This window comes from Paraburkholderia fynbosensis (assembly GCF_902859935.1).
Taxonomy (GTDB): domain Bacteria; phylum Pseudomonadota; class Gammaproteobacteria; order Burkholderiales; family Burkholderiaceae; genus Paraburkholderia; species Paraburkholderia fynbosensis.
In genome coordinates this window covers 248102-268950 of the sequence record NZ_CADIKI010000006.1, presented here as the reverse complement: position 1 = coordinate 268950, position 20849 = coordinate 248102, and the positions used below count along the sequence as shown (strand labels likewise).

Genomic DNA, 20849 nt, shown 5'->3' with positions numbered 1-20849 from the left:
TGCGGGCTCGTTAACCCTTGCCGATTCTTTTCAATTCGCTTGACAGCCAATGTCGGCGCGGCGCTCATCACCCTGATCAGCGTCATCAAACCGAGATCAAAGTATCGCAGTGCGATCCAATACGCATGCGCATACCGAAACCTGAATACCTCGATATCGAAACAGGGATTGGACGTTTCCAATCAGGCCACCTTATTATATTTTCATAATATCAAAGCAGACAGAGACAGCAGTTCCGGGACATAACCCAAGGAGGCGCGGTGACGGGCATTCAGCTCAACGGCGTGACAAAGCGATATGGCGAGACGGAAGTGATCACGGGTCTCGACCTCAATATCCACGAAGGCGAATTCCTGGTCTTTCTTGGCCCCTCCGGCTGCGGCAAGTCGACTCTGCTGCGCATGATCGCCGGACTCGAAAACGTCAGTGAAGGGCAGATCAGCATCGGCGGCCGCGAGGTCACGAACCTGCCGCCGGCGAGGCGCGATGTCGCGATGGTGTTCCAGCACTACGCGCTCTATCCGCATATGACGGTCTACGACAACATGGCGTTCGGACTGCGCAATACGGGTGTCGCCGCGAGTGAAATCGAACGGCGCATTACCGAAGCGGCCCGCATGCTCGAACTCGATGCGCTGCTCAAGCGTCGTCCCGCGCAATTGTCGGGTGGTCAGCGTCAGCGGGTGGCAATCGGTCGCGCGGTGGTCAAGGAGCCCGAAGCATTCCTGTTCGACGAGCCGTTGTCGAACCTCGATGCGTCGCTGCGCACCCGCACGAGAGTCGAGCTTGCGCGCATCCATCGCCGTCTTAGTTCGACAATGATCTTCGTCACGCACGACCAGATCGAAGCGATGACGCTCGCCACGCGCATCGTCGTGATGAATCGCGGGCGCATCGAGCAGATCGGTGCGCCACTCGACATATACCGGCGTCCGGCCACGCGCTTCGTCGCGGGATTCATCGGCGCGCCGGCCATGAACTTTATCGACGTCGAACCCGCGAGCGATAACGGCGGCCGTCTGCTCGTGCGCCTGCCGGTCGACAATGTCGTCATTCCCACCACCATCGCGGCCGGCAGTTTGCCCTCGGGCCAGCTCACGCTCGGCATTCGCGCCGAGCACGTGGTGATCGACGCGAACGGTCCGCTCGGCGGCCGCGCCGAATTCATCGAACGGCTCGGCGATCGTTCGCTCGCCCACGTGAGTCTCGCGAGCAATCAGCTGATCGTGATCGAGATTCCACGCGAGTACGAACTGCAGGCCGGCGACCCGCTCCGTATGAGCATAGACGCCGCCCATCTGCATCTGTTCGACGCAAGCGGGACGGCGCATCATGGCGGCTGAGCGCTCGCTGACGGCCGGTTTGCCGAAGACGCGGCAACGCCGTTTCAGCAATCCCCTCGCGTCCTGGTCGAACGGTCTGTTCGTGCTGCCGTTCGTGGTCGTCTACGTGTTGCTGCTGGTCGTGCCGCTCTGCTACGGCTGGTGGCTGAGCCTGCAGAACGTCGATCTGCTCGCCGGCACGAGCGAGTTCATCGGCATCAAGAATTACGTCGACCTCGCGGCCGATCCGATCTTTCGCGGCGCCGTGCGCAACACGTTCTACTTCGTGTTCATGACGGTGCCGATGTTCGTCGCGCTGGGTCTCGCACTCGCGCTCGTGCTCAACCGGCCGGGCCGGTTTTGCGCGGCATTGCGGGCGATTTTCTTCGGCTCGTCGGTGCTGTCGGTCACGATCGTCACGCTGGTCTGGAAGCTCGTGTTGATGCCCGGCCACGGGCTGCTCGCCGATGTGAGCCACGCGCTGAACCTTCCCGAGTACGTGCCGCTCGTGCACGAAGCCACCGCGCTGCCGATGATCGCGATCGTCACCGTATGGTGGATCGTCGGCCTGCCGATGATGCTGTTTCTCGCCGCGCTTCAACAGATTCCGCAGGAGCTGTACGAAGCGGCCGCGCTCGATAGCGCAACGCGCTGGCGCACCTTCGCGTCGATCACGCTGCCGTCGATCCGGCGCACCGTCGCGCTGGTCGCGGTGATCGAAGCGGTGTTCCAGTTCCAGCTATTCGGTCAGGCGCAACTTCTGACCGACGGCGGTCCGAACAACGCATCGCGTCCGCTGGTGCAGTTCATCTACGAATCCGGCTTCCGTCAATGGCTGTTCGGCTACTCGGCTGCCGCGGCTCAGGTGCTGTTCGCATTGATGCTGCTTGGCATCGCCGCGCAGGCATGGATCGTTCGCAGAAAGGATTCCGTATGAGCACCGCCGCACTCAAGTCCGCCCCGAGTCCTTCCGCTGAGCAACGCTCGCGCGGTTCGCTCGCGGGCCGTTTCGGCGAGCGTGTGATGCTCGGCGCCGTCGTGCTGCTCGCGCTCGTCTGGATCGCGCCGCTCGTATGGGTGTTCGCGCTCTCGTTCAAGCCGAACGCGTTCCTTCAGCAACATACCGATGTGCTGTTCTCGCCGCCGTTCACGCTGCAGAACTATACGAGCATCATCGGCACGTCGGCGGTGGGCGGCTGGTTGATCAATAGCGTGATCGTCGCGCTGGGCCAGACGTTCCTGACGCTCGTCATTGCGTCACTCGCGGGTTACGGCTTCGCGCGCACGAACTTTCCGGGCAAGCGCTGGCTGTACGTGATCTGCCTCGCCGGGCTCGCAGTTCCCGAGCAGGCGCTCGTGATTCCGCTGCACAGCATCTTCGCGTCGCTCGACTGGCACAACACCTATGGCGCGCTGATTCTGCCGCGCCTCGCGTCGCCGTTCGGCGTGTATCTGATGACGCAGTACTTCAAGGCGGTGCCCGTCGATATCGAGGAAGCGGCGTTGCTCGATAACGCGTCGCGCTTCAAGGTGTTCTGGCGCATCGTACTGCCGCTGTCGATTCCGGCGCAGGCGACGCTCGCGATCTTCACGTTTCTCAGCGCCTGGAACGACTACCTGTGGCCGCTCGTGTCGGCATCGAAGCCGGAGATGTACACGCTGACCATTGGCCTCGCATCGACACAGGGCAATTTCGCGCAGTCCGAGGGGATTGGTTATCTGATGGCGCAAGCGGTGTTCGCCGGTCTGCCGATCTTCGTGCTGTATCTGTTCTTCCAGAAGTACATCGTGGCGGCGGTGGCGGGCACCACGGTGCGTTAGTCGAGCTTGGCGAAACACAACCGGTCACGCCATTGACCACCCGGCAGCCGCGCAGTCGTGCGGAAAAGACGCGGCTCAATATCGACATAGGAGACAACGATGAAAAGATCGCTCGTGCGCGGTGCGCTTTCGCTCGCCTTGCTGAGTCTGACGGCCTGCCTGACGGCGCCGGCGCAGGCCAAAACCGAAATTACGCTATCGCGTTTCTTTGGCGCCTGCGACGCTGAATATGGCAATGTGAACGACGTGAGCAAAGCGGCGGGCGAGTGCGGCATCATCACGACGCTGGTCAACCAGTTCAATGCGACGAACAAGGAAGACATCGTCGTCAAGCCGCAGATCATCGAATGGAATCCTTACTATACGCAGATCGACGCGCGCATTCTGAGCCGTGACGTGCCGACCATTTCGGTGATGCACGAAGCCGTGCTCGGCGATTACGTGAAGCGCAAGCTCGTCGAGCCGCTCGACGACGGTTTCAAATCCGTCGGTGTCGATACGAAGGACTTCACGGGGCACGCGCACCGTGGCGTCACGTTCGGCGATAAGACCTATGCGTTGCCGTTCGACACGCATTCATGGCTCTGGCACATCAACGTCAATCTGTTCAAGAAGGCGGGCCTGGTCGACGCGAGCGGCAAGCCGATCCTGCCGACCACGCCCGAAGAACTGCTCAAACAGGCGAAGCAGTTCAAGGACAAGACCGGCCTGCCGTACATCGCGATGCCGATTGCGAGCGAGAGCGCCGCGCAGACGCGTTCGCTGTATACGATGGTGTATCAGCAGAACGGCACGCTGTTTGCGTCCGGACCGACGAAGATCGATCTGCAGGGCAAGCCCGTGACGAACGCACTGCAACTGCTCGACGGTCTGATGAAGGCGGGGGATATCACGCCGAATCTCGACTACGGCGCATCGAACCAGGCGTTCATGAACGGCAAGGCCGGCGTGCTGATCTGCGGGACTTGGGTGATCGAAGACCTGACCAACCTGTCGAAGAAGTCGGATTCGCCGCTCGCCAACAATGGCTACGACGTCGTGCCGTTCCCGAACCTGTTCCAGAAGAAGGCGGTGTGGGCCGACGGCCATTCGTGGGTCATGCTCAAGGGCGGCGCCAAGGACGACAAGACTCGCCACGCCGCGTTCGTGTTCCTCAAGTTCCTCTACGACCACGACGCCGATTGGGCGCGCACCGGGCATCTGCCGGCGCGCGAGTCCGTCATCGATAGCGCGGCATTCAATGCGCTGCCGCATCGTTCGTCGATCAAGGAAATCTCGTCGACGGGCTATTCGCTGCCGAACACGGTGCCGCGCCAGTTCGCGATTCAGGAGATTGTCGGCAGCGAGGTCAGCAACATGCTGACTTCCGGCAAGCCGATTCCCGCGGTTCAGAAGGACGCGCAAGAGCGCGTCAACAAGCTGTTGTCCAGGTAGTTGCCGCACGGCGCCCGAACATGTCAGCCAGCGCGCCGCATCGGGCGGCGCGCCTCGTCCAACTCACAACAGGACCTCTCACCATGATCTCTTCCCGCCTCGTCGTCGACCGCGATTTCGTCGTCGCGGATCTTGACCGGCGCGTGTTCGGCACCTTCGTCGAACATATGGGCCGCTGCGTATATACCGGCATCTACGAACCGGGCCATCCTGAAGCCGATGAGCGTGGCTATCGCAAAGACGTGATGGAGCTGACGCGCGAACTCGGACCCACGATCGTGCGCTATCCCGGCGGCAACTTCCTGTCGGGCTACAACTGGGAAGACGGCGTCGGTCCGAAAGAGAAGCGGCCGAAGCGCCTCGACCTCGCCTGGTATTCGGTCGAAACCAACCAGTTCGGCACCAATGAATTCATCGACTGGTGCCGCGAGCTCGACATCGAGCCGATGTACGGCGTCAACCTTGGCACACGCGGACCGGACGAAGCGCGGCATTTCGTCGAATACTGCAATCATCCCGGCGGCACCGCGCTGTCGGATCTGCGTCACGAGCATGGTTACGAAAAGCCGCACGACATCAAGTTCTGGTGCCTCGGCAACGAGATGGACGGACCGTGGCAAATCGGCCGCAAGACCGCCGACGAATACGGCCGCGTCGCACTCGAAACAGCCAAGCTGATGCGCGCGGTCGATCCCACCATCCAGCTTGCGGCGTGCGGATCCTCGACCCATGAAATGGCGACCTACGGCGCGTGGGAAGACCGCGTGCTCGAACACTGCTTCGATCAGGTCGACTTCATTTCGCTGCATACGTACTTCGAAAACCGTCACGACTCCACTGCGGAGTTCTTCGGCAACATCGACGTGATGGACCTGTTCATCAAGGAGATCGTCGCCGTGGCGGACAGCGTGGCCGCGCGCAAGCATTCGACCAAACGCATTATGCTGTCGTTCGACGAATGGAACGTCTGGTACAAGGCGCGCTCGATCAACGATCTGCGCAAGCCGGGCTGGCCGAGCGCGCCGCGCCTGATCGAGGAGGTCTACAACGCCGAGGACGCGCTGCTGGTCGGCGGCGCGCTGATCACGATGATGAACAATGCCGACCGCGTGAAGACCGCCTGTCTGGCGCAACTCGTCAACGTGATCGGCCCGATCATGACCGAGCCGGGCGGTGCGGCGTGGCGGCAGACGATTTTCTATCCGTTCGCGCAGGCGTCGAAGTTCGGTCACGGCCGCGTGCTCAAGCCGGTGATCGAGTCGCCGTCGTACGAGGCTGAGACTTTCCCCGAGATCGCCTACCTGTGCGCCGCCGTGGTCGACGACCGCGCGAGCGGCACCACGACGATCTTCGCATTGAACCGGCACCTGACCGATGAGATGGACCTGAACATCGAGTTGCGCGGCCTCGGCGCCGAACGCACGCTCGATCACGCGCTCGAACTTCATCACGCGAACATGAAAGCGGTGAACACGCGCGAAGCGCCGTTGACGGTCGTACCCGAGACCAACGCCCGCGTGGTCGTCGATGGCGAGAAGATTACCGCGCGTCTGAAGCCGGGCTCATGGAACGTGATCGTCACGACTGCGGTGAAGCGCGGCTAGGTTGGTCGAAGCGGGCGTCTACGAAGGAGGGGTGATGTTCGAGCGTGAGCCCGTCGTCGGTACGATGACGGCACAGGTCGCGAGAATCGTCGGCATGCGGATCGTCTCGGGCGAATTCAGTCCGGGCGATCTGCTCCCCGTCGAAAGCGAGTTGTGCAGCGAGTACCGCGTGAGTCGTACCACTGTTCGTGAGGCGATCAAACAGCTCACCGGCAAGCGCCTGATCGACGTGACGCCGAAAATCGGCACTCGTGTGCTGCCGTTCTCCGACTGGAATCTGCTCGACCGCGACGTGCTCGCGTGGCGATTGAATGCGCAGTTCGATTCGAAGATCGTCGAGGACATCTTCGAGATGCGGCTGTGCTTCGAGCCGCGCGCGAGCTTTCTGGCGGCGCGCCATGGCAGTGACGAAGATCTGCAGTTGATCGAACGCCGCTACCGCGAACTGGCGAATGCATATGCGTCGCCTGCGGCGCAGTCGGATGTGCGCGCGGTGGGGGAAGCGGTGCTGGAGTTTCACATGGCGATCATCGCGATGTCGCAGAACGGGATGTTCATTACGATCGGCAGCGCGATCAAGGCGGCGTTGCGCGTGTCGTCCGAGATGCTGTTGCGGCAGGCGGCGCGGCCCAGCGAAGATATCGAACTGCACGATGCGGTGCGCAGCGGGATCGTTGCGCGGCAACCGGAGGCAGCGTCGGAGGCGATGACGCGGTTGCTCGCGGCGTCGCGCGAGAGGATGCTGAGGTACACGATCAGGCCTAAAGACGCCGATTGAAATGCACGCATGCGGGATACGCCACGGTTTGCCGGCATTGCGCCGCGAATGAGTTGGCGTGGCCGCCGCGCGAAGCGTGCTCGTTTCGCAGTGTTCACGAAAGGCCGGCTGCGCCCGCTCTCTATCCGCCTGCCAGTCAGGCACGCCGGCCGCGGTTTTTCGCGGCCGGCGTGAAATCGCAGACACGTCACCTCATTCGATACAGATCGCATCCACCGCATCGAGCACGAGCCCGAAGAACTCGTTAGCCGCGGCCGGATTCAGCCAGCGCACGATCACCGTCATCCCGCGCTCGGGCTCGATCCACGTAAACGAACTGCCCGCGCCCACGCCGAAGTAACTCGACGCCGGCACGCTCGGGAAAACCTTGCGATCGGTATTGAGCCAAACCAGATAGCCGTAAAACGGCGCGATCGCGCAGGGCGTACGCATCCGCGCGATCCACTCGCTGGACAGAATCCGCCGGCCGTTCACCACGCCGTCGTTCAGCAGCATCTGCGCGACCTTCAACTGATCGTTCGCGCTGACCGACATGCCGCCGCCCCAGTGCGTGCCGCCCGGAACGGACTGCATGCGCCGTCCGTCGAGCTCGACCCACGCATGGTCGTAGCCGACCCATTGCCAGTTTTCGCTCGCGCCGGCCGGCCGCATGATCGCTTCGCGGAACACCTCGGGCAGCGGTTGCCGGAACAGGTGCAGCAGCGCCAGCGAAAGCTGGTTGATGCGCACGTCGTTGTATTCCCAGTACGTGCCGGGGCGTTGCAGCGGACGCAGCTCGCCCTTTTTGCCATCCGGCGGCGCAGCGAAATTGACGGCGCGGTAGTGGTCCGCCTGATCCGACAGGCCGAAATACGTGCCTTGCCATTCGCTCGTCTGCTGCAGGAGGTGCGCCCAGGTCACGGCCGCGTTGTGGTCGTCGTCGAAGCCGATGCCGGGCACCCGCACGCGCACCGGTTCGTCCACATCCGGCAGCAAACCGCGATCGTGCGCGACGCCGGCGAGCAGCGCGAGGTACATCTTCGCGACGCTGAAGGTCAGATCGGCGCGATCGGGCTCGCCCCATGAGGTCAACACGCGGCCGTCGACCGCGATCGCGCCCGACACGGGGCCGCGATCATGCACCGGACCGAGCAGCCGGTTCCACGGCGGCGGATCGTTCACGTGCACACCCCACGCGCCGTCGACGTGACGGTCCCAAAGCGATTCATGTTCCACTGCGAACTGCACTGCCTGTTGCAAATCTTCTTGCATGAATAGAGTCCTGTCGGTTCAACGCGCATTCAGACGAACGCGGGCCCATACGATAGTGAAAAGGCTGATCACGGCCGCGAGCATCAGATAAAGCCCGGGCGCGAGATTGTTGCCGGTCGCCGCAATCAGCGCCGCGACGGCGAGCGGCGTGAAGCCACCGAATACAGTCGTGCCAATGTTATAGCCGAGCGCCATGCCGGTGGTACGCGTGCGGGTCGGAAAGAGTTCGGACATCAACGCGGGAATCGGCGCGAAGTAGGTGGCCTTGAGGAGGGCGACCCACACGACCGCGGCGAGCAGCGTCGGCAGCGACGGGTGCGCGTTCATGAACATGAACGCCGGATAGACCGTCAGGAAGAACAGCACGCCGGCGCCCAGCATGATGCGAGTGCGGCCCACCTTGTCCGACCAGTGGCCGACGATCGGCGTCAACACCATCATGATGCAGCCGGCCAGCAGCGTCGCGATGAAGCCCGACGACGGCGCAAGACCGAGTTGCCGGGCCGCATACGTCGGCATGTATAGCAGCATGTAGTTGGCCGTGGTCGTGAGCACGAGCGAGCCGATCGAGACCAGTACACGTTCCTTTTGCGTCGCCAGCAATTCGCGCACCGGCGAGGCGGATTTCTCAGCGCGTTCGAACTCCGGCGTTTCGTCGATCCGGCGGCGAATGTAGAGCCCGACCGGCCCGATCAGCATGCCGAACAGGAACGGAATACGCCAGCCCCAGTCGTCGAGTTGCGACTGCGTGAGCGCGCCGGTCAGCACCGCGCCGAACGCGGACGCGATCAGTGTGCTCGCGCCCTGGCTGGAGAACTGCCAGCTCGCCATGAAGCCTTTGCGAGCCGGCGCATGTTCGATCAGAAACGCCGTCGAGCTGCCGAACTCGCCACCGGCCGAAAAGCCTTGCAATAGCCGTGAAGCGAAAATGCCGATCGGCGCGAGCAGGCCGATTGCGGCATACGAGGGCATTAGCGCGACCATGCTGGTGCCGAGCGTCATCAACCCGATCGACAGCGTGAGTGACGCCTTGCGGCCTTTGCGGTCGCTGAACGAGCCGAGCGCGAGCGCGCCGATCGGCCGCGCCAGATAAGAGAGCGCGAAGGTGCCGAGCGTGAGCAGCAGCGACACGGTTTTGTCGTGGACCGGGAAGAAGGTCCGCGACAACGTGGTGGCGAAGTAGCCGTACACGATCAGGTCGTAGAACTCGAGCGCATTGCCGATCGACGTCGCGAGGATCAGACGCGATACGCCGGAGCGCGCTTTGGGTTCGGCGATCGTGCCGTCGACGGTGGCGGAATCGATGCTCATGACGGAACTCCCTGACGGCGTTGCGTGGGAAGCGCGGCTGCGCTATTGGGGGCATCGGCATCGCGCACGCCGAGGTCCCAGAAGAGGCCCGACATGATGCGCAATCCTTCGCGCACCACCGGGCCGAGCAGGTGCTCGTCCGGCGCATGCTGCGAGCAACCGGGGTACGAGTGCGGCACCCATAGGGTCGGCATGCCGAGCACGTCGGCGAACACGTCGTTGGGCAGCGTGCCGCCGAGGTTCGGCAAAAGCACGGGTTGCTTGCCGGTGGTTTGCTGCAGCGAGCGCAATGCCCACTGCACCCATGGGTTGTCGGGATCGACGCGGGTCGCGGGCACGCCGCGCTCGACGTCGATCTCGACCATGCCGAAGCCGTGCTCGTCGAGATGGCGGCGCACGATCTGTTCGAGATTCAGCCAGTCGGTGCCGACCACGAAACGGATCTGCAGGTGCGCGAACGCGTGCGGCGGAATCGCGTTGACCGGCTTCTCGGGATTGCCGGTGCGAAACGCGAGCACTTCGAGGCTGTTCCAGCCGAACACGCGCTCGGCCGGCGTGAGGCCCGGTTCGCCGTAGTCCGCATCCACTGCCGGTTCGCCCGGATTGCCGCCCACCGTGAGGCCGGCGAGCGCACGGCGCACCGCATCGGGCATCGGCGGCGGGCGCAGTCCTTCGATCATCACGCGGCCGTTGGTATCCACCATCGACGCGATCGCATTGGCGAGCACTACGCCGGGATTGCGCAACAGGCCGCCCCAGTTGCCGGAATGATGGCCGCCATCGCGCAGTTTCACGTCGAGCCGGAAGTTCACGAGGCCGCGCGAGCCGAGAAAGACGGTGGGGCGGCGCGCGGACAGGCGCGGGCCGTCGGACGCAATCAGCACGTCGGCGGCGAGTTCGTCGTGCAACTGCGCGCACAGTTCGTGAAGACCCGGCGAGCCCACTTCCTCGCCGGTTTCGAACAGCAGCTTCAGGTTGAAACCAAGCTTGCCGTCGCGGGTATCGAGCACCGCTTTCAGGGCGGCCAGGTTGATGCTGTGCTGGCCTTTGTTGTCCGCTGTGCCGCGCCCGTACCAGCGCTCGCCGTCGACGGTAACGCGCCACGGCGCAAGGCCTTCGCCCCATTGCGCGTCGTAGCCGCGCACCACGTCGCCGTGGCCATACGACAGCACGGTCGGCAGCGCGTCGTCTTCGTGGCGGTGGGCGATCAGAAACGGCCCCGCGCCCGCCACCGGATTCTCGGCGATGCGGCATGTGAAGCCCCATTGCGTCAGCGTCGGCGTGATTTCATCGCTCAGATAGGCGCGCAGCCGTTCGCCGCTGTCGGCTTCCTGGCTTTCCGTGCGGAAAGCGACGCGGCGCTGGAGGTCATCGAGAAAGCGGCCGGAATCGTACTGCTCCGTCGCATGTTGAATAGCCGAGTCACGGGTCAACGTTGTTCTCCGGTGGGGCGCGCCGCGAGCGCGAGCGCTGGATTCGAAGCGATGTCCCGATCTTGGGGTGGACGATATTTGTGGACAATTACAATATTTGGCAGATATCGTTGCCGAAACGGCAAAGCGGACAAGCCATGAGCCAGTTGGACAACACCGCGCTGCGCTACTTTCTGGAGGTGGCGCGCAGCGGTTCGCTGAGCAAAGCGTCGGGGCGTCTGTACGTCGCCGTGTCGGCGCTCAGCAGACAGATCGCAAAGCTGGAGGAGGACGTCGGCACGGCGCTGTTCGAGCGGCGCCCGCGCGGCATGGTGTTGAGCGACGCCGGGCGTCTGCTCGCCGAGCACGCGCGGCGCAGCCTGCTCGACGCCGAGCGCGTCACCGAGGAAATTCGCGGGCTGAGCAACGGGGGCCGCGCGACGATTCGCGTCGCGAGTTCAGAGGGCGTCGCGCCGCATTTCCTGCCGCAGGTTTTCGCGCGTTTTCTGAAGACGCACCCGGCCACGCATTTTCAACTCGAGGTGTCCGCGCCGTCGGTGGCGACGCAGCGCGTGCGCGACGGCACTACCGATATCGCGGTGTGTTTCAGCATTGCGCCGGAGCCGGACATCAACGTGGTGTACTCGCAGCGCGCGCCGATTTTCGCGCTGGTGCGGCGTGATCATCCGCTCGCGGCGCGCGAGTCCGTTTCGCTCGCGGACCTGCTGCCGTGGCCGCTCGCAATCGACAACCAGGGCGTGACGATCCGTCAGCTGTTCGACATTTCGTGCAGCCTGGAAGGCCTCGTGTTCGATCCGGTGTTCGTCAGCAACTATCATGCGGCGCTGCAAAGCTTCGTGCTGCAGACCGATGCCGTCACGGTGACGGGTTTTCTGACCGTGCGCAGCCGGCTGGAAGTGGATGGGCTCGCCGCGATACCGATCAGCAATCCTGAACTGCACCAGCGCTCGCTGCAGATCCAGACGATGGCGGGCCGCGTGCTGCCGCGTGTGGTGCAGGCGTTTGTCGAGCTGTTGACCGGGGCGATCGATAACCCCGCGCTTCTGGATTGAGCGGGTGAGCGCTGCGCGAGCCCGCATCGTGGGCGACCGCAAACGCAAAAAGAAAAACGCCCCGCAGGGCGTTTTCCAGAAGCTCCGAATCCGCACGGCAAGGAACGCATGCGCTCCCCGCCGTCAAAGACCCGCTTAGAACTTGTGACGGATACCGACACGGAATGCCAGCTGGTTGTCCGCGCCCGTGCCCGACGTGTTGAAGTAGCTCGTGCTCGAACCGATCTGCGCTTGCAGATCCTGCGTGCCGTTGTGGCCCGACGCGATCTGATAGATACCCAGGGCGTACACGTCCGTGCGCTTGGAGAGCGCGTAGTCGGCGCTCAGGTTCACCTGGTTCCAGTGACCCGTGTTCGCGCCGCTCAGGTGCATGTACGTGTAGCCAGCGCCTGCCGTGATAGCCGGCGTGAACGCGTACTTCGCGCCCGCTTCGTACGCGGCGAACGTGGTCGACTGACCCGAGATCGGTGCGAGACGCGTGTTCGTGTACAACGCCCACAGCGTCGCTGCGCCGATCGCGTAACGGCCGCCAACGCCGACGGTGCGCAGGTCCTGGATCTGACCGCTGCCGAGCGTCGGGAACGTCACGTTAGCCAGCGAAGTCGAGAAGGCCGGCGATGCCTGGCCCGGGTAGCGGATGTCCGTGTAGGCAACGCCCAAGCCGAACGGGCCGTTGGCGTAGTTCGCGCCGAAGCTGTAAGCGCGCGACGAACCTGCAACCGTTGCACCGGTCGCGCCCGTCGCCGGCGAGCCGGCGAAGCCGCCAGCCTGGTTCGAGAAGCCGTACATCGCGCCGAACGTCAGGCCCGAGAAGTTCGCGCTGCTGAACTTGACCGAGTTGTTGATACGGCTCGACGTCAGCTGATCGACGTCGTTGATGTGATAAGCGTAGTTACCCGCGACGGTCTGGCCGCCGGTCGAGTAGTTGCCGCCGAGGTAGTCGGTGGAAAACGAGTACTGGCGACCGAACGTCAGCGAGCCGACATTGTTCTGCGACAGACCGACATAAGCCTGACGGCCGAACATCGCGCCGCCCTGGCCGAGCGTGCCGTTGCCGCTGTTAAAGCCGCTTTCCAACACGAACAGCGCCTTCAGGCCGCCACCGAGATCTTCCGTGCCGCGCAGGCCCCAACGGCTGCCTTGCGCCACGCCGTCGTCGTACTTGAAGAGCTTGTCGCTGCCGGTGCCCGACTTCGAGTTGTTCACATAGCTGATACCTGCGTCGATCACCCCGTACAGTGTGACGCTGCTTTGCGCGTGAGCGGCGGTAGCGAAAACGGCGAGCGTAGCGGCGGTCAATACTTTCTTGTTCAAGACTTTCTCCGGTTAAAAATTAGGCGATCGCGATGCCCGGCTCTTGGGTCAGATCATGCGATGGCCCGAAATTTAAGGGAACGCTGAGTAAGGTATGTGACAGCGCGGTTATTTTTTTGATCTGTCGTGTCGGCGCGACACAGGCATGGCTTTGCAAGATGAAATCGCGCAAGGCAGCGCCCGTATAAGCTTTGCGCGAGGCGCGCATATATGCGTGTGAAAAACGATTGGTTTTCCGGCGCGGCGGCGGCGTGCGACGATGCGGGCTTCATTCAGCCCTTTGTCAAATTCGCCTCAATCGTTTACAGGAAATAGCATGCAACGCCGGACACTCATGCAGAATCTGCTCGCCGTCGCCGCGTTTTCGCTCACGGCAACGTTCGCTCACGCGGACGACAAACGCATCACGGTCGGCACGATGAGTGGCCCCGATGCGCAGATCTGGTCGGTCGTCACCCGGGTGGCGGCGCGCGACGGCCTGAACCTCAAGGTCATCGAGTTCAACGATTACGTGCAGCCGAATGCGGCGCTCGACGCGGGCGATCTCGACGCCAACGGTTTTCAGCATCAGCCGTTTCTCGACAGTCAGATCAAGCAGCGCGGCTATAAGATCGTCAACGTCGGTTTGACCTATGTGTCGCCGATGGGCTTCTATTCGAAGAAATTCAAGTCGCTGAAGGATTTGCCAGAAGGCGCGAAGGTCGGTATTCAGAACGATCCGTCCAACGGCAACCGCGCACTGCTGCTGTTGCAGAAGTACGGCGCGATCAAGCTGAAGCCGGGCGTCGGCACGAACGGCGTGAACGCGACGCCGCTCGACGTGGTCGAGAATCCGAAGAAGCTCAAGCTGGTCGAACTCGACGCCGCGCAACTGCCGCGCGCGCTCGACGATCTGGATGCGGCGTCGATCAATACCGACTACGCGGTCAAAGCCGGCCTGCAGCCGACGAAAGACGCCATCGCCATCGAGGACATCAAAGGTCCGTACGCGAATCTGATCGCGGTGCGCGTGCAGGATCGCAATCAGCCGTGGGTGAAAAAACTCGTCGCGGCATACGAGTCCGACGAGGTGCGCAAGTACATCGACACGCAGTTCAAAGGCGCGATTATTCCGGCGTTCTGAGCGGCACCCGGCACGCTGCGCAAACGCAGATCGCCCACTGAAATAGCGGCGATCTGCTTTGCTTCTCGACGTTTAGACAAAGACCGCAACGCGTAGCGGCGAGCGGCTGGTGCAACATCAGCCGTGCCGCCGTGACGCTCAATTGCTCAACAACGAACCGCTCCTGAACGCCTTCGCGCCCGCAATCCGCGCGAATTCCAGCCCGGCCGTCGCAAAGCGTGTGGTGTGCCGCGCATACAGCACGCCGGCCACGCTGCTCTTCACCGTGACCACGCGGTCCGTCAACGGATCGACGATATCCGCGATTTCATGGCCGACGTCCACCCACGTGCCCACTTCGCAGCGATATACCAGCACGCCGCTTTGTGGCGCGACGAGCGGCTCGGCGCCCGCGAGCGGCGTGGCGGCGAATTCGAGCGGCGGCAGCGGGGCGGCCTTGCCGTCGATCACGCCACGCGAGGTCAGGTATTCGATGATCGCCTGCGCGTCTTTTTCAGCGTACTCGTACGACACTTCGCGCTGGCCGCGCAGCTCGATGGTGACCGAGATCGAGCCGTTCGGAATTGGGAAGCGGTCGCCGTAACGGCCGCGCAGATCGGACCAGCAGAAGCTGTGGATTTCGTCGAACGGATTGCCCACCGAGTTGAGCGCGAGCAGCGACGCCTTCGCGTCGAGGTAGCACGCGAGCGGCTCGACTTCGGCCCACAGGTCCGGGTTCGTGTACAGGTGCATCGCGGCTTCCCAGTCGCAATGCAGATCGAGCACTACGTCCGCGTCGTATGACAGCTTTTGCAGTGCGAGACGTTGCGACGCGAGTTCGGTGGTCGGCTGCTGCGCGTCGAGCGCTTCGCGCATCGCCGCGCGGATCGCGGTGCGGTTCGCGTCGACGTTGTCGGTCAGGCGCGACTCGATGACCGGTTGCACCAGTGCCGACAGATCGTGGAAATTGCGGTTGAAGTTCTGCGCGGTGTTGGTTTCGAAACGGCCGGTCAGATGGCCGAGAAAGTGCTGGTTCAGGCCGATCGGATTGGCCACCGGCACGACCACGACTTCGCCGCGCAGCTTGCCGGCGGCTTCGAGCGCCGCCAGCTTGCGGCGCAGTTCCCACGACACCAGCATGCCGGGCAATTCGTCGGCGTGCAGCGAGGACTGGATGTAAATCTTCTGCCCGCCGCCGGGACCGTAGTGAAAACTCGTCAGGTTGCGGGCGGTGCCGAGCGTCGGCGCAATCAGCGGATGGGTTTGGGTTTGCATGGTTTCCGAAAGCCGCGGCCCGATCGGGCGCGCCGCGCTATGTCGTTGATTACAGTATGAAAGCGTGCTTCGTGGCAGGGCCAGGGCGGGCCGCTTCGCAGCGCCGCGACCGCACGATCTTAGCCGATGTGACGCGTGATGTGGTTTTATGCGGCGGCGCAAACGAAACGGGCTCCGCTGTGCGGAGCCCGTTTCTGTCAGCCGGACAGCGCGTCATCGGACGCGCGTGACGGACTCAGCCGCTGATTTAGCCGCCGTACACGTCGAAGTCGAAATACTTCTTCTCGAGCTTCTTGTACGTACCGTCCTTGATGATGTCGGCGATCGCCTTGTCGACCTTCGCCTTCAGATCGGTGTCTTCCTTGCGCATGCCGATGCCTGCGCCGTTGCCGAGGATCTTCGCGTCCACGAGGTCCTTGCCGACGAAGTCGAAGCCCGCGCCGCGCGGCGTCTTCAGGAAGCCGATTTCAGCCTGCACCGCGTCTTGCAACGCTGCATCCAGACGGCCCGAGAGCAGGTCGGCATAGACCTGATCCTGGTTCTGATACGGCACGACCTTCGCGCCCTTCGGTTCCCAGTACGTCTTCGCGTAGGTTTCCTGGATCGTGCCCTGTTCGACGCCGACCGACTTGCCCTTGAGCGACTCGGCCGTCGGCAGGATGCCCGAACCCTTCTTCGCGACCAGACGCGTCGGCGTGTTGAACAGCTTCGACGAGAACGCGACCTGTTCGGCGCGTTGCGGCGTCATCGACATCGACGACAGCACGCCGTCGAACTTCTTCGCCTTCAGCGCGGGAATCATGCCGTCGAAGTCGTTTTCGACCCACACGCACTTGGCATCCAGGCGCTTGCAGATTTCATTGCCGAGGTCGATATCGAAGCCAACGAGCTTGCCATCCGAGCCCTTGGACTCGAACGGGGGGTAGCTGGCATCAACGCCAAAACGGATCGTGGACCAATCTTTAGCGTGTGCGCCAATCGAGACGGTGGCAAGCAGAGCAACCGTCAAAGCCGCTAGCAGTTTTTTCACTATTTAACTCCTCGGTGTAGTTCAAATGCTCCCGCGCGTGGTCGTAGCGCTGCGGGATACCCGTCGTGACTTACGACGGGCTTGGGTTGAAGCTGCCGGCCGGGGCGGTCAGCAGCGCGCGCCAAGCTTATCAGTTCAAAAAGATTGGGTAGTTAGTAAAACACCGGATGGTGCGAGAGGGTAGCTTCTAAATCGCGAATATGGTGGGGATGGGGTGCGCGGGCGGGATTGCCGGGGTTGTGATTCGGGGCTCGCCCCGATTGGGTTGCTGCGTAATGACGTAGTAATGAAGTTGGCTAATTATGGGGGTGGCTGGGGTTGGTGGTGTGGTTCGTACAGTAGGCGTCGCCGCTCCCGCCGTCCGCCAGCTCACCCGATCGCTCTACGTTTTCCCTAATGCGTCGCTCCGTCCCGCCCGATCGTGCCGCACCACAGCTCGCCCTTGCCCATCATTTCAGTTTCCCGGGCGCTCATACCGGCGCAGGCGCCGTGCGCGTCCGGCGTGTCGCGCTGCATGCGCGCCAGCGCCGCACGGGTCATTTCGCTTTGCAGCCAGCCGCCGAAGCAGGCTATCGATCCGGCCACGACGGCCACTCCCATCCACTCGGTTTTTCTCACGCGCATCGTCTGTTTCTGTTCGGCTCATCGACTACCCGGCCGGCGGCCCGCACGGCGACCGCCGGCGGCGCATTGGGACAAGTCATGGTTATCGGCATCGGCACCGCGCTTCTTTAGATGTGGCGCGCTCGCCGCTATTCGTCGCGCTGTATTGGCGAATTCGGGCGGCGTTATTTACCACGCCTCGTTACGAGTGATTACCGCTATCGCCCGAATCTTTAAATCGATAGGCGCGGGTTAAAGATTGCGCACTGAATTGTCGTTAAACGTTAATAAGCGGATTGGCCGCCTTGCCACTAACGGGCTCTTTTTCGACGCCGGGCCCGTTCAGCCGCAAAAAAATATTGCTTTGGCGCTATCATCGGTGCTCCCTGCCTTGGCCGGCGAGAGCGGCATGGCAGGCGTATCTGTCTGGAGAAAGTCACCGAGCACCGGTCGCGGGCCAGATGCCACGCGTTTTTGCGCTCGTCCAACGGCCTTCTGCTAAACGGTGTTGTATATGCATATGATGTTAATGGCGGGCGAAATGCGCTGTTTTAAACAGTTCTTTCAACGGCGAATTGCAGCCGCTTCTGCCTTGGCACGCGCGCATTTACTGCATCTTGGCGTTTTACGCGGCGCGTTGACGCTTGTGCTCGGCGTCGCGTGCGGTGCGGGCTTCTGGCTGCCCGCGCCCGCTCACGCCGCGCAGAAAGTACTGCGCGTCCTCGCATGGCCGGGTTACGCCGATGCCGACGTGGTGAAGGCGTTCGAGCAGCGCTACGGGGCGAAGGTGGAAGTCACACTGGTCGACTCCGACGAGGCGCTATGGGCCCAGATGCATGCAAAAGGCGCGCCGCCTTTCGACGTGCTCGCCGCCAATACCGCCGAAATCCGCCGCTATACGCAGGCGAATCTGCTGGCGCCGCTCGATCTGGCGAGCCTGCCGAACACAAAAAAACAATTGCCGCGTTTTCAGGCACTGGGCTCGTTTGAAGGACTGACCTCGGCGGGCAAGGTCTACGCGATCCCGTTCACGTATTCGTCGATGGGGCTCATCTACGACCGCAAGCAGATTCCGGTCGCGCCGCACTCGATGCGCGAGCTGTGGAACCCGCAGTACCGCGGCAAGGTGCTCGACTTCAACAGCGCCCAGCACAACTTCTCGTTCACGGCGCTGGCGCTCGGCTATCCGCATCCGTTTCAGCTCGACGCCGCACAAATGCGCACGATCGCCCACAAGCTCGTCGATCTGCGCCGCAATCTGTTGACCTATTACACGTTGCCCGAAGAAGCGACCGCATTCTTCATCCACCACAGGGTTGCGTTGATGTTCGGCAATTACGGCACGCAACAGGTCGAATTGCTGCGCCGCGCGGGCGCGGACGTCGGCTACGTGATTCCCGACGAGGGCGTGCTCGCGTGGCTCGATTGCTGGTCGATGACGCGCGCGGCGAGCGACCGGCCGCTCGCGCTCGCATGGATCAACTACATGCTCGAACCGGACGTGAGCGGGCTGCTGACGCAACGCCAGGGCCTGGCCAACACGCTGACGGCGCCCGCGGAGCACAGCGGCACCGGGCACATCGTCTGGATCGGCCCGGTGGAAGACATTCAGCGGCGTGAGGAGCTGTGGACCCGCATCGTGTCCGGCGACCGGTCGGAGCGGTTCTGATGTTACGGCCCGGCTTGACCTCCAAGCTATCGGTGCTCCTTGCGTGCATCGGCGTGCTTGCGTCCGGCGCGACCGGCTATTACGCGTACCACGCGAATCGCACGATGCTGGTCAACGAAGCCGAGCGCAGTCTGCTGACGTCGACGGAACTGCTGGGGCAGCGCTTTGCCGCGTCGATCGACGATGTCGGCGCCGACGCGCTGGTGCTCGCGACCATGCCATCGTCGGCGGGCGTCGCGCAAAGCGACGACGGCTTCCACGCGAACGACGGACGCGAGCGGCTCGCGCAGGTCTATTCGAGCTTCATGCTGCATCACCACGAGTACCTGCAAATCCGGTTGATCACGCGGCAGCATTACGGGCTCGAACTGATCCGCTTCGACCGCGATGCGGACGGCCTCGTGCGAGTGGAAGGCAGCAAGCTGCAGGAAAAAGGCCAGTTCGCATACGTGTTCGAGACGCTGGCGTTTGCGCCCGGCCGCATTTACACGTCGCCGATTTCGGTCAATCACGAGTACGGCACGCATGCCGCCGAGGGCAAGCCGACGCTGCGGCTCGGCACGCCGATCGCGGACGCCAATGGCAACGTGGTCGGCGTGGTCGTGATCGATGTCGATCTCGCCGGTATGCTCAAGCGCTTGCAGAGCGATTTGCCGAGCGACTATCAGGTCTATCTCGCCAACGAATGGGGCGACTTCCTGGTTCATCCCGACGCGTCGAAAACGTTTGGCTTCGATCGCGGGCGGCGCGTGCTGATGCAGGACAGCTTCCCGGTGACGAGGCCGCTGTTCGAGCAGGCGCACAACGAAGTGCTGGTGAACGGCCTGGCGCGGCCGAGGCAGGCGGCCGGCCAGGTGCTTGCATTCGTGCGCAGGCCGTTCGGCGGCTCCGAGGGCAACCGTTTCATCGTGCTGGGCCTTGCCAAGCCGCTCGACGACGTGTTGTCGGGCGCGCATCTGCTCGGCAACCAGATCATCCGCATGGTGCTGATCTTCAGCGGCCTCGCGGTGCTGCTGGCGATTCTGTTCGCGCGCGCCGTGACCAAGCCTCTGCAACTGCTCGCGCACGCGGCGACGCACCTGTTCGCCGAACACGCGATGAACACGCTGCCGCTCAAACGCACCGACGAGATCGGCGTGCTCGCGCGTTGCTTCGATCGTCTGCGCCGCGAGATCAGGGCGCAAATGGACGCGCTGCACGCGAAACAGCGCGAGCTCGTGCATCTCGCCACGCACGACGTGTTGACCGGATTGCCGAATCGCATGCTGTTCATGCAGAAGCTCGAAAGCGCGATCGAGGAGGCGAAGCTGCATGACGCAGGGCTTGCCGTGCTATTCGTCGACCTCGACCGTTTCAAGCAGATCAACGACCAGTTCGGTCACTCGGTCGGCGACAAGGTCCTCGTTGCAGTGGCGCGGCGCCTGAAGCAGGTGCTCTGTGCCGCGGACGTGGTGGCGCGGCTCGGTGGCGACGAGTTCATCGTGCTGATCGAAGGCCCGCGCGTCGCCCAGGCCGCGCCCGGCATCGCCGCGCGCATGATGGACGCGTTGAACGAAACCCTGCTGATGGACGGGCACCGTATGACGGTGGGCGCGAGCATCGGCATCAGCCAGTTTCCGGACGACAGCGGCACGGCCGAGGAACTGCTGCTCAATGCCGACGCGGCGATGTACGCGGCCAAATCCGGCGGACGGTGTGCGTATCTGCGCTATCAGGATGTGCTCGAAGCACGCCGGCGCGAACAGGCCGAGGAAGTCGAGCGGGCTGCGCTCGCGCGAGCTAGCGAAGGCGCGACGCAAGGGCGCGAGTCCGAGCCGACCGCTTGAGGCGGGTGACAAGCGTGATGCACT

General features: G+C 63.2%; 17 protein-coding genes. 10 read left to right on the top strand and 7 right to left on the bottom strand.

The genetic code is table 11. The features are described 5' to 3' along the window. The first annotated feature begins 260 nt into the window (after positions 1–260). The 6 genes from HV770_RS12585 (at position 261) to HV770_RS12560 (ending at position 6959) form a co-directional block, all read left to right on the top strand. Positions 261–1343, top strand: a complete 1083-nt coding sequence (locus tag HV770_RS12585) for an ABC transporter ATP-binding protein (protein WP_175159996.1) — start codon at positions 261–263, stop codon at positions 1341–1343. Continuing rightward, positions 1333–2259: a carbohydrate ABC transporter permease gene (locus HV770_RS12580; RefSeq protein WP_175159994.1), complete on the top strand. Its 927-nt coding sequence runs from the start codon at positions 1333–1335 to the stop codon at positions 2257–2259. Before HV770_RS12585 ends, HV770_RS12580 begins: the two co-directional genes overlap by 11 nt. Beyond that, complete coding sequence (locus HV770_RS12575) at positions 2256–3143, top strand: carbohydrate ABC transporter permease (RefSeq protein ID WP_175159992.1); 888 nt, start codon at positions 2256–2258, stop codon at positions 3141–3143. Before HV770_RS12580 ends, HV770_RS12575 begins: the two co-directional genes overlap by 4 nt. 99 nt (positions 3144–3242) lie before the next feature. Continuing rightward, positions 3243–4577 carry an extracellular solute-binding protein gene (locus tag HV770_RS12570; protein WP_175159991.1) on the top strand — a complete coding sequence of 445 codons (1335 nt, stop codon included), beginning with the start codon at positions 3243–3245 and terminating at the stop codon, positions 4575–4577. Positions 4578–4660: 83 nt separating this feature from the next. Beyond that, complete coding sequence (gene arfA / locus HV770_RS12565; protein ID WP_175159989.1) at positions 4661–6181, top strand: arabinosylfuranosidase ArfA; 1521 nt, start codon at positions 4661–4663, stop codon at positions 6179–6181. 34 nt (positions 6182–6215) lie between these two features. Further along, on the top strand, positions 6216–6959 hold the full coding sequence (locus tag HV770_RS12560; protein ID WP_121321093.1) for a FadR/GntR family transcriptional regulator: 744 nt from the start codon (positions 6216–6218) through the stop codon (positions 6957–6959). A gap of 192 nt (positions 6960–7151) precedes the next feature. Here the strand turns inward: HV770_RS12560 and HV770_RS12555 are convergent, their stop codons facing one another. From HV770_RS12555 to HV770_RS12545, 3 genes are read right to left on the bottom strand one after another with little or no spacing between them, the layout of a single operon-like run. Then, entirely contained in the window at positions 7152–8210 is a 1059-nt protein-coding gene (locus HV770_RS12555) for a serine hydrolase domain-containing protein (protein WP_175159987.1), read from the bottom strand. Between the two features lie 18 nt (positions 8211–8228). Then, positions 8229–9521, bottom strand: coding sequence for an MFS transporter (locus HV770_RS12550; protein WP_175159985.1), 1293 nt, complete (start codon positions 9519–9521; stop codon positions 8229–8231). Further along, entirely contained in the window at positions 9518–10954 is a 1437-nt protein-coding gene (locus HV770_RS12545) for a M20 family metallopeptidase (protein ID WP_175159982.1), read from the bottom strand. The genes HV770_RS12550 and HV770_RS12545 overlap by 4 nt, the downstream gene beginning before the upstream one ends. A gap of 146 nt (positions 10955–11100) precedes the next feature. On the opposite strand from HV770_RS12545, the gene HV770_RS12540 reads away from it, so the two are divergent. Then, positions 11101–12006, top strand: a complete 906-nt coding sequence (locus HV770_RS12540) for a LysR family transcriptional regulator (protein ID WP_175160174.1) — start codon at positions 11101–11103, stop codon at positions 12004–12006. A gap of 135 nt (positions 12007–12141) precedes the next feature. Here the strand turns inward: HV770_RS12540 and HV770_RS12535 are convergent, their stop codons facing one another. Then, positions 12142–13320 (bottom strand): porin, encoded by a 1179-nt coding sequence (locus tag HV770_RS12535; RefSeq protein ID WP_175159980.1) that lies wholly within the window; start codon positions 13318–13320, stop codon positions 12142–12144. A gap of 316 nt (positions 13321–13636) precedes the next feature. Here HV770_RS12535 and HV770_RS12530 point away from each other — a divergent pair, with 316 nt between their 5' ends. After that, positions 13637–14443: a MetQ/NlpA family ABC transporter substrate-binding protein gene (locus HV770_RS12530; protein WP_175159978.1), complete on the top strand. Its 807-nt coding sequence runs from the start codon at positions 13637–13639 to the stop codon at positions 14441–14443. A 138-nt stretch (positions 14444–14581) separates the two neighbouring features. Here HV770_RS12530 and HV770_RS12525 read toward each other — a convergent pair whose 3' ends face one another. From HV770_RS12525 to HV770_RS12515, 3 genes are all read right to left on the bottom strand, one after another. Next, positions 14582–15697, bottom strand: coding sequence for a succinylglutamate desuccinylase/aspartoacylase family protein (locus HV770_RS12525; protein ID WP_175159976.1), 1116 nt, complete (start codon positions 15695–15697; stop codon positions 14582–14584). A 247-nt stretch (positions 15698–15944) separates the two neighbouring features. Next, positions 15945–16727, bottom strand: coding sequence for an ABC transporter substrate-binding protein (locus HV770_RS12520; RefSeq protein WP_168663797.1), 783 nt, complete (start codon positions 16725–16727; stop codon positions 15945–15947). 393 nt (positions 16728–17120) lie between these two features. Next, on the bottom strand, positions 17121–17351 hold the full coding sequence (locus HV770_RS12515) for a hypothetical protein (protein WP_175159974.1): 231 nt from the start codon (positions 17349–17351) through the stop codon (positions 17121–17123). 493 nt (positions 17352–17844) lie between these two features. Here HV770_RS12515 and HV770_RS12510 point away from each other — a divergent pair, with 493 nt between their 5' ends. After that, on the top strand, positions 17845–18999 hold the full coding sequence (locus tag HV770_RS12510; RefSeq protein WP_175159973.1) for an extracellular solute-binding protein: 1155 nt from the start codon (positions 17845–17847) through the stop codon (positions 18997–18999). Continuing rightward, positions 18999–20825, top strand: a complete 1827-nt coding sequence (locus HV770_RS12505) for a sensor domain-containing diguanylate cyclase (RefSeq protein WP_175159971.1) — start codon at positions 18999–19001, stop codon at positions 20823–20825. The genes HV770_RS12510 and HV770_RS12505 overlap by 1 nt, the downstream gene beginning before the upstream one ends. The last annotated feature ends 24 nt before the right edge of the window (positions 20826–20849 follow it).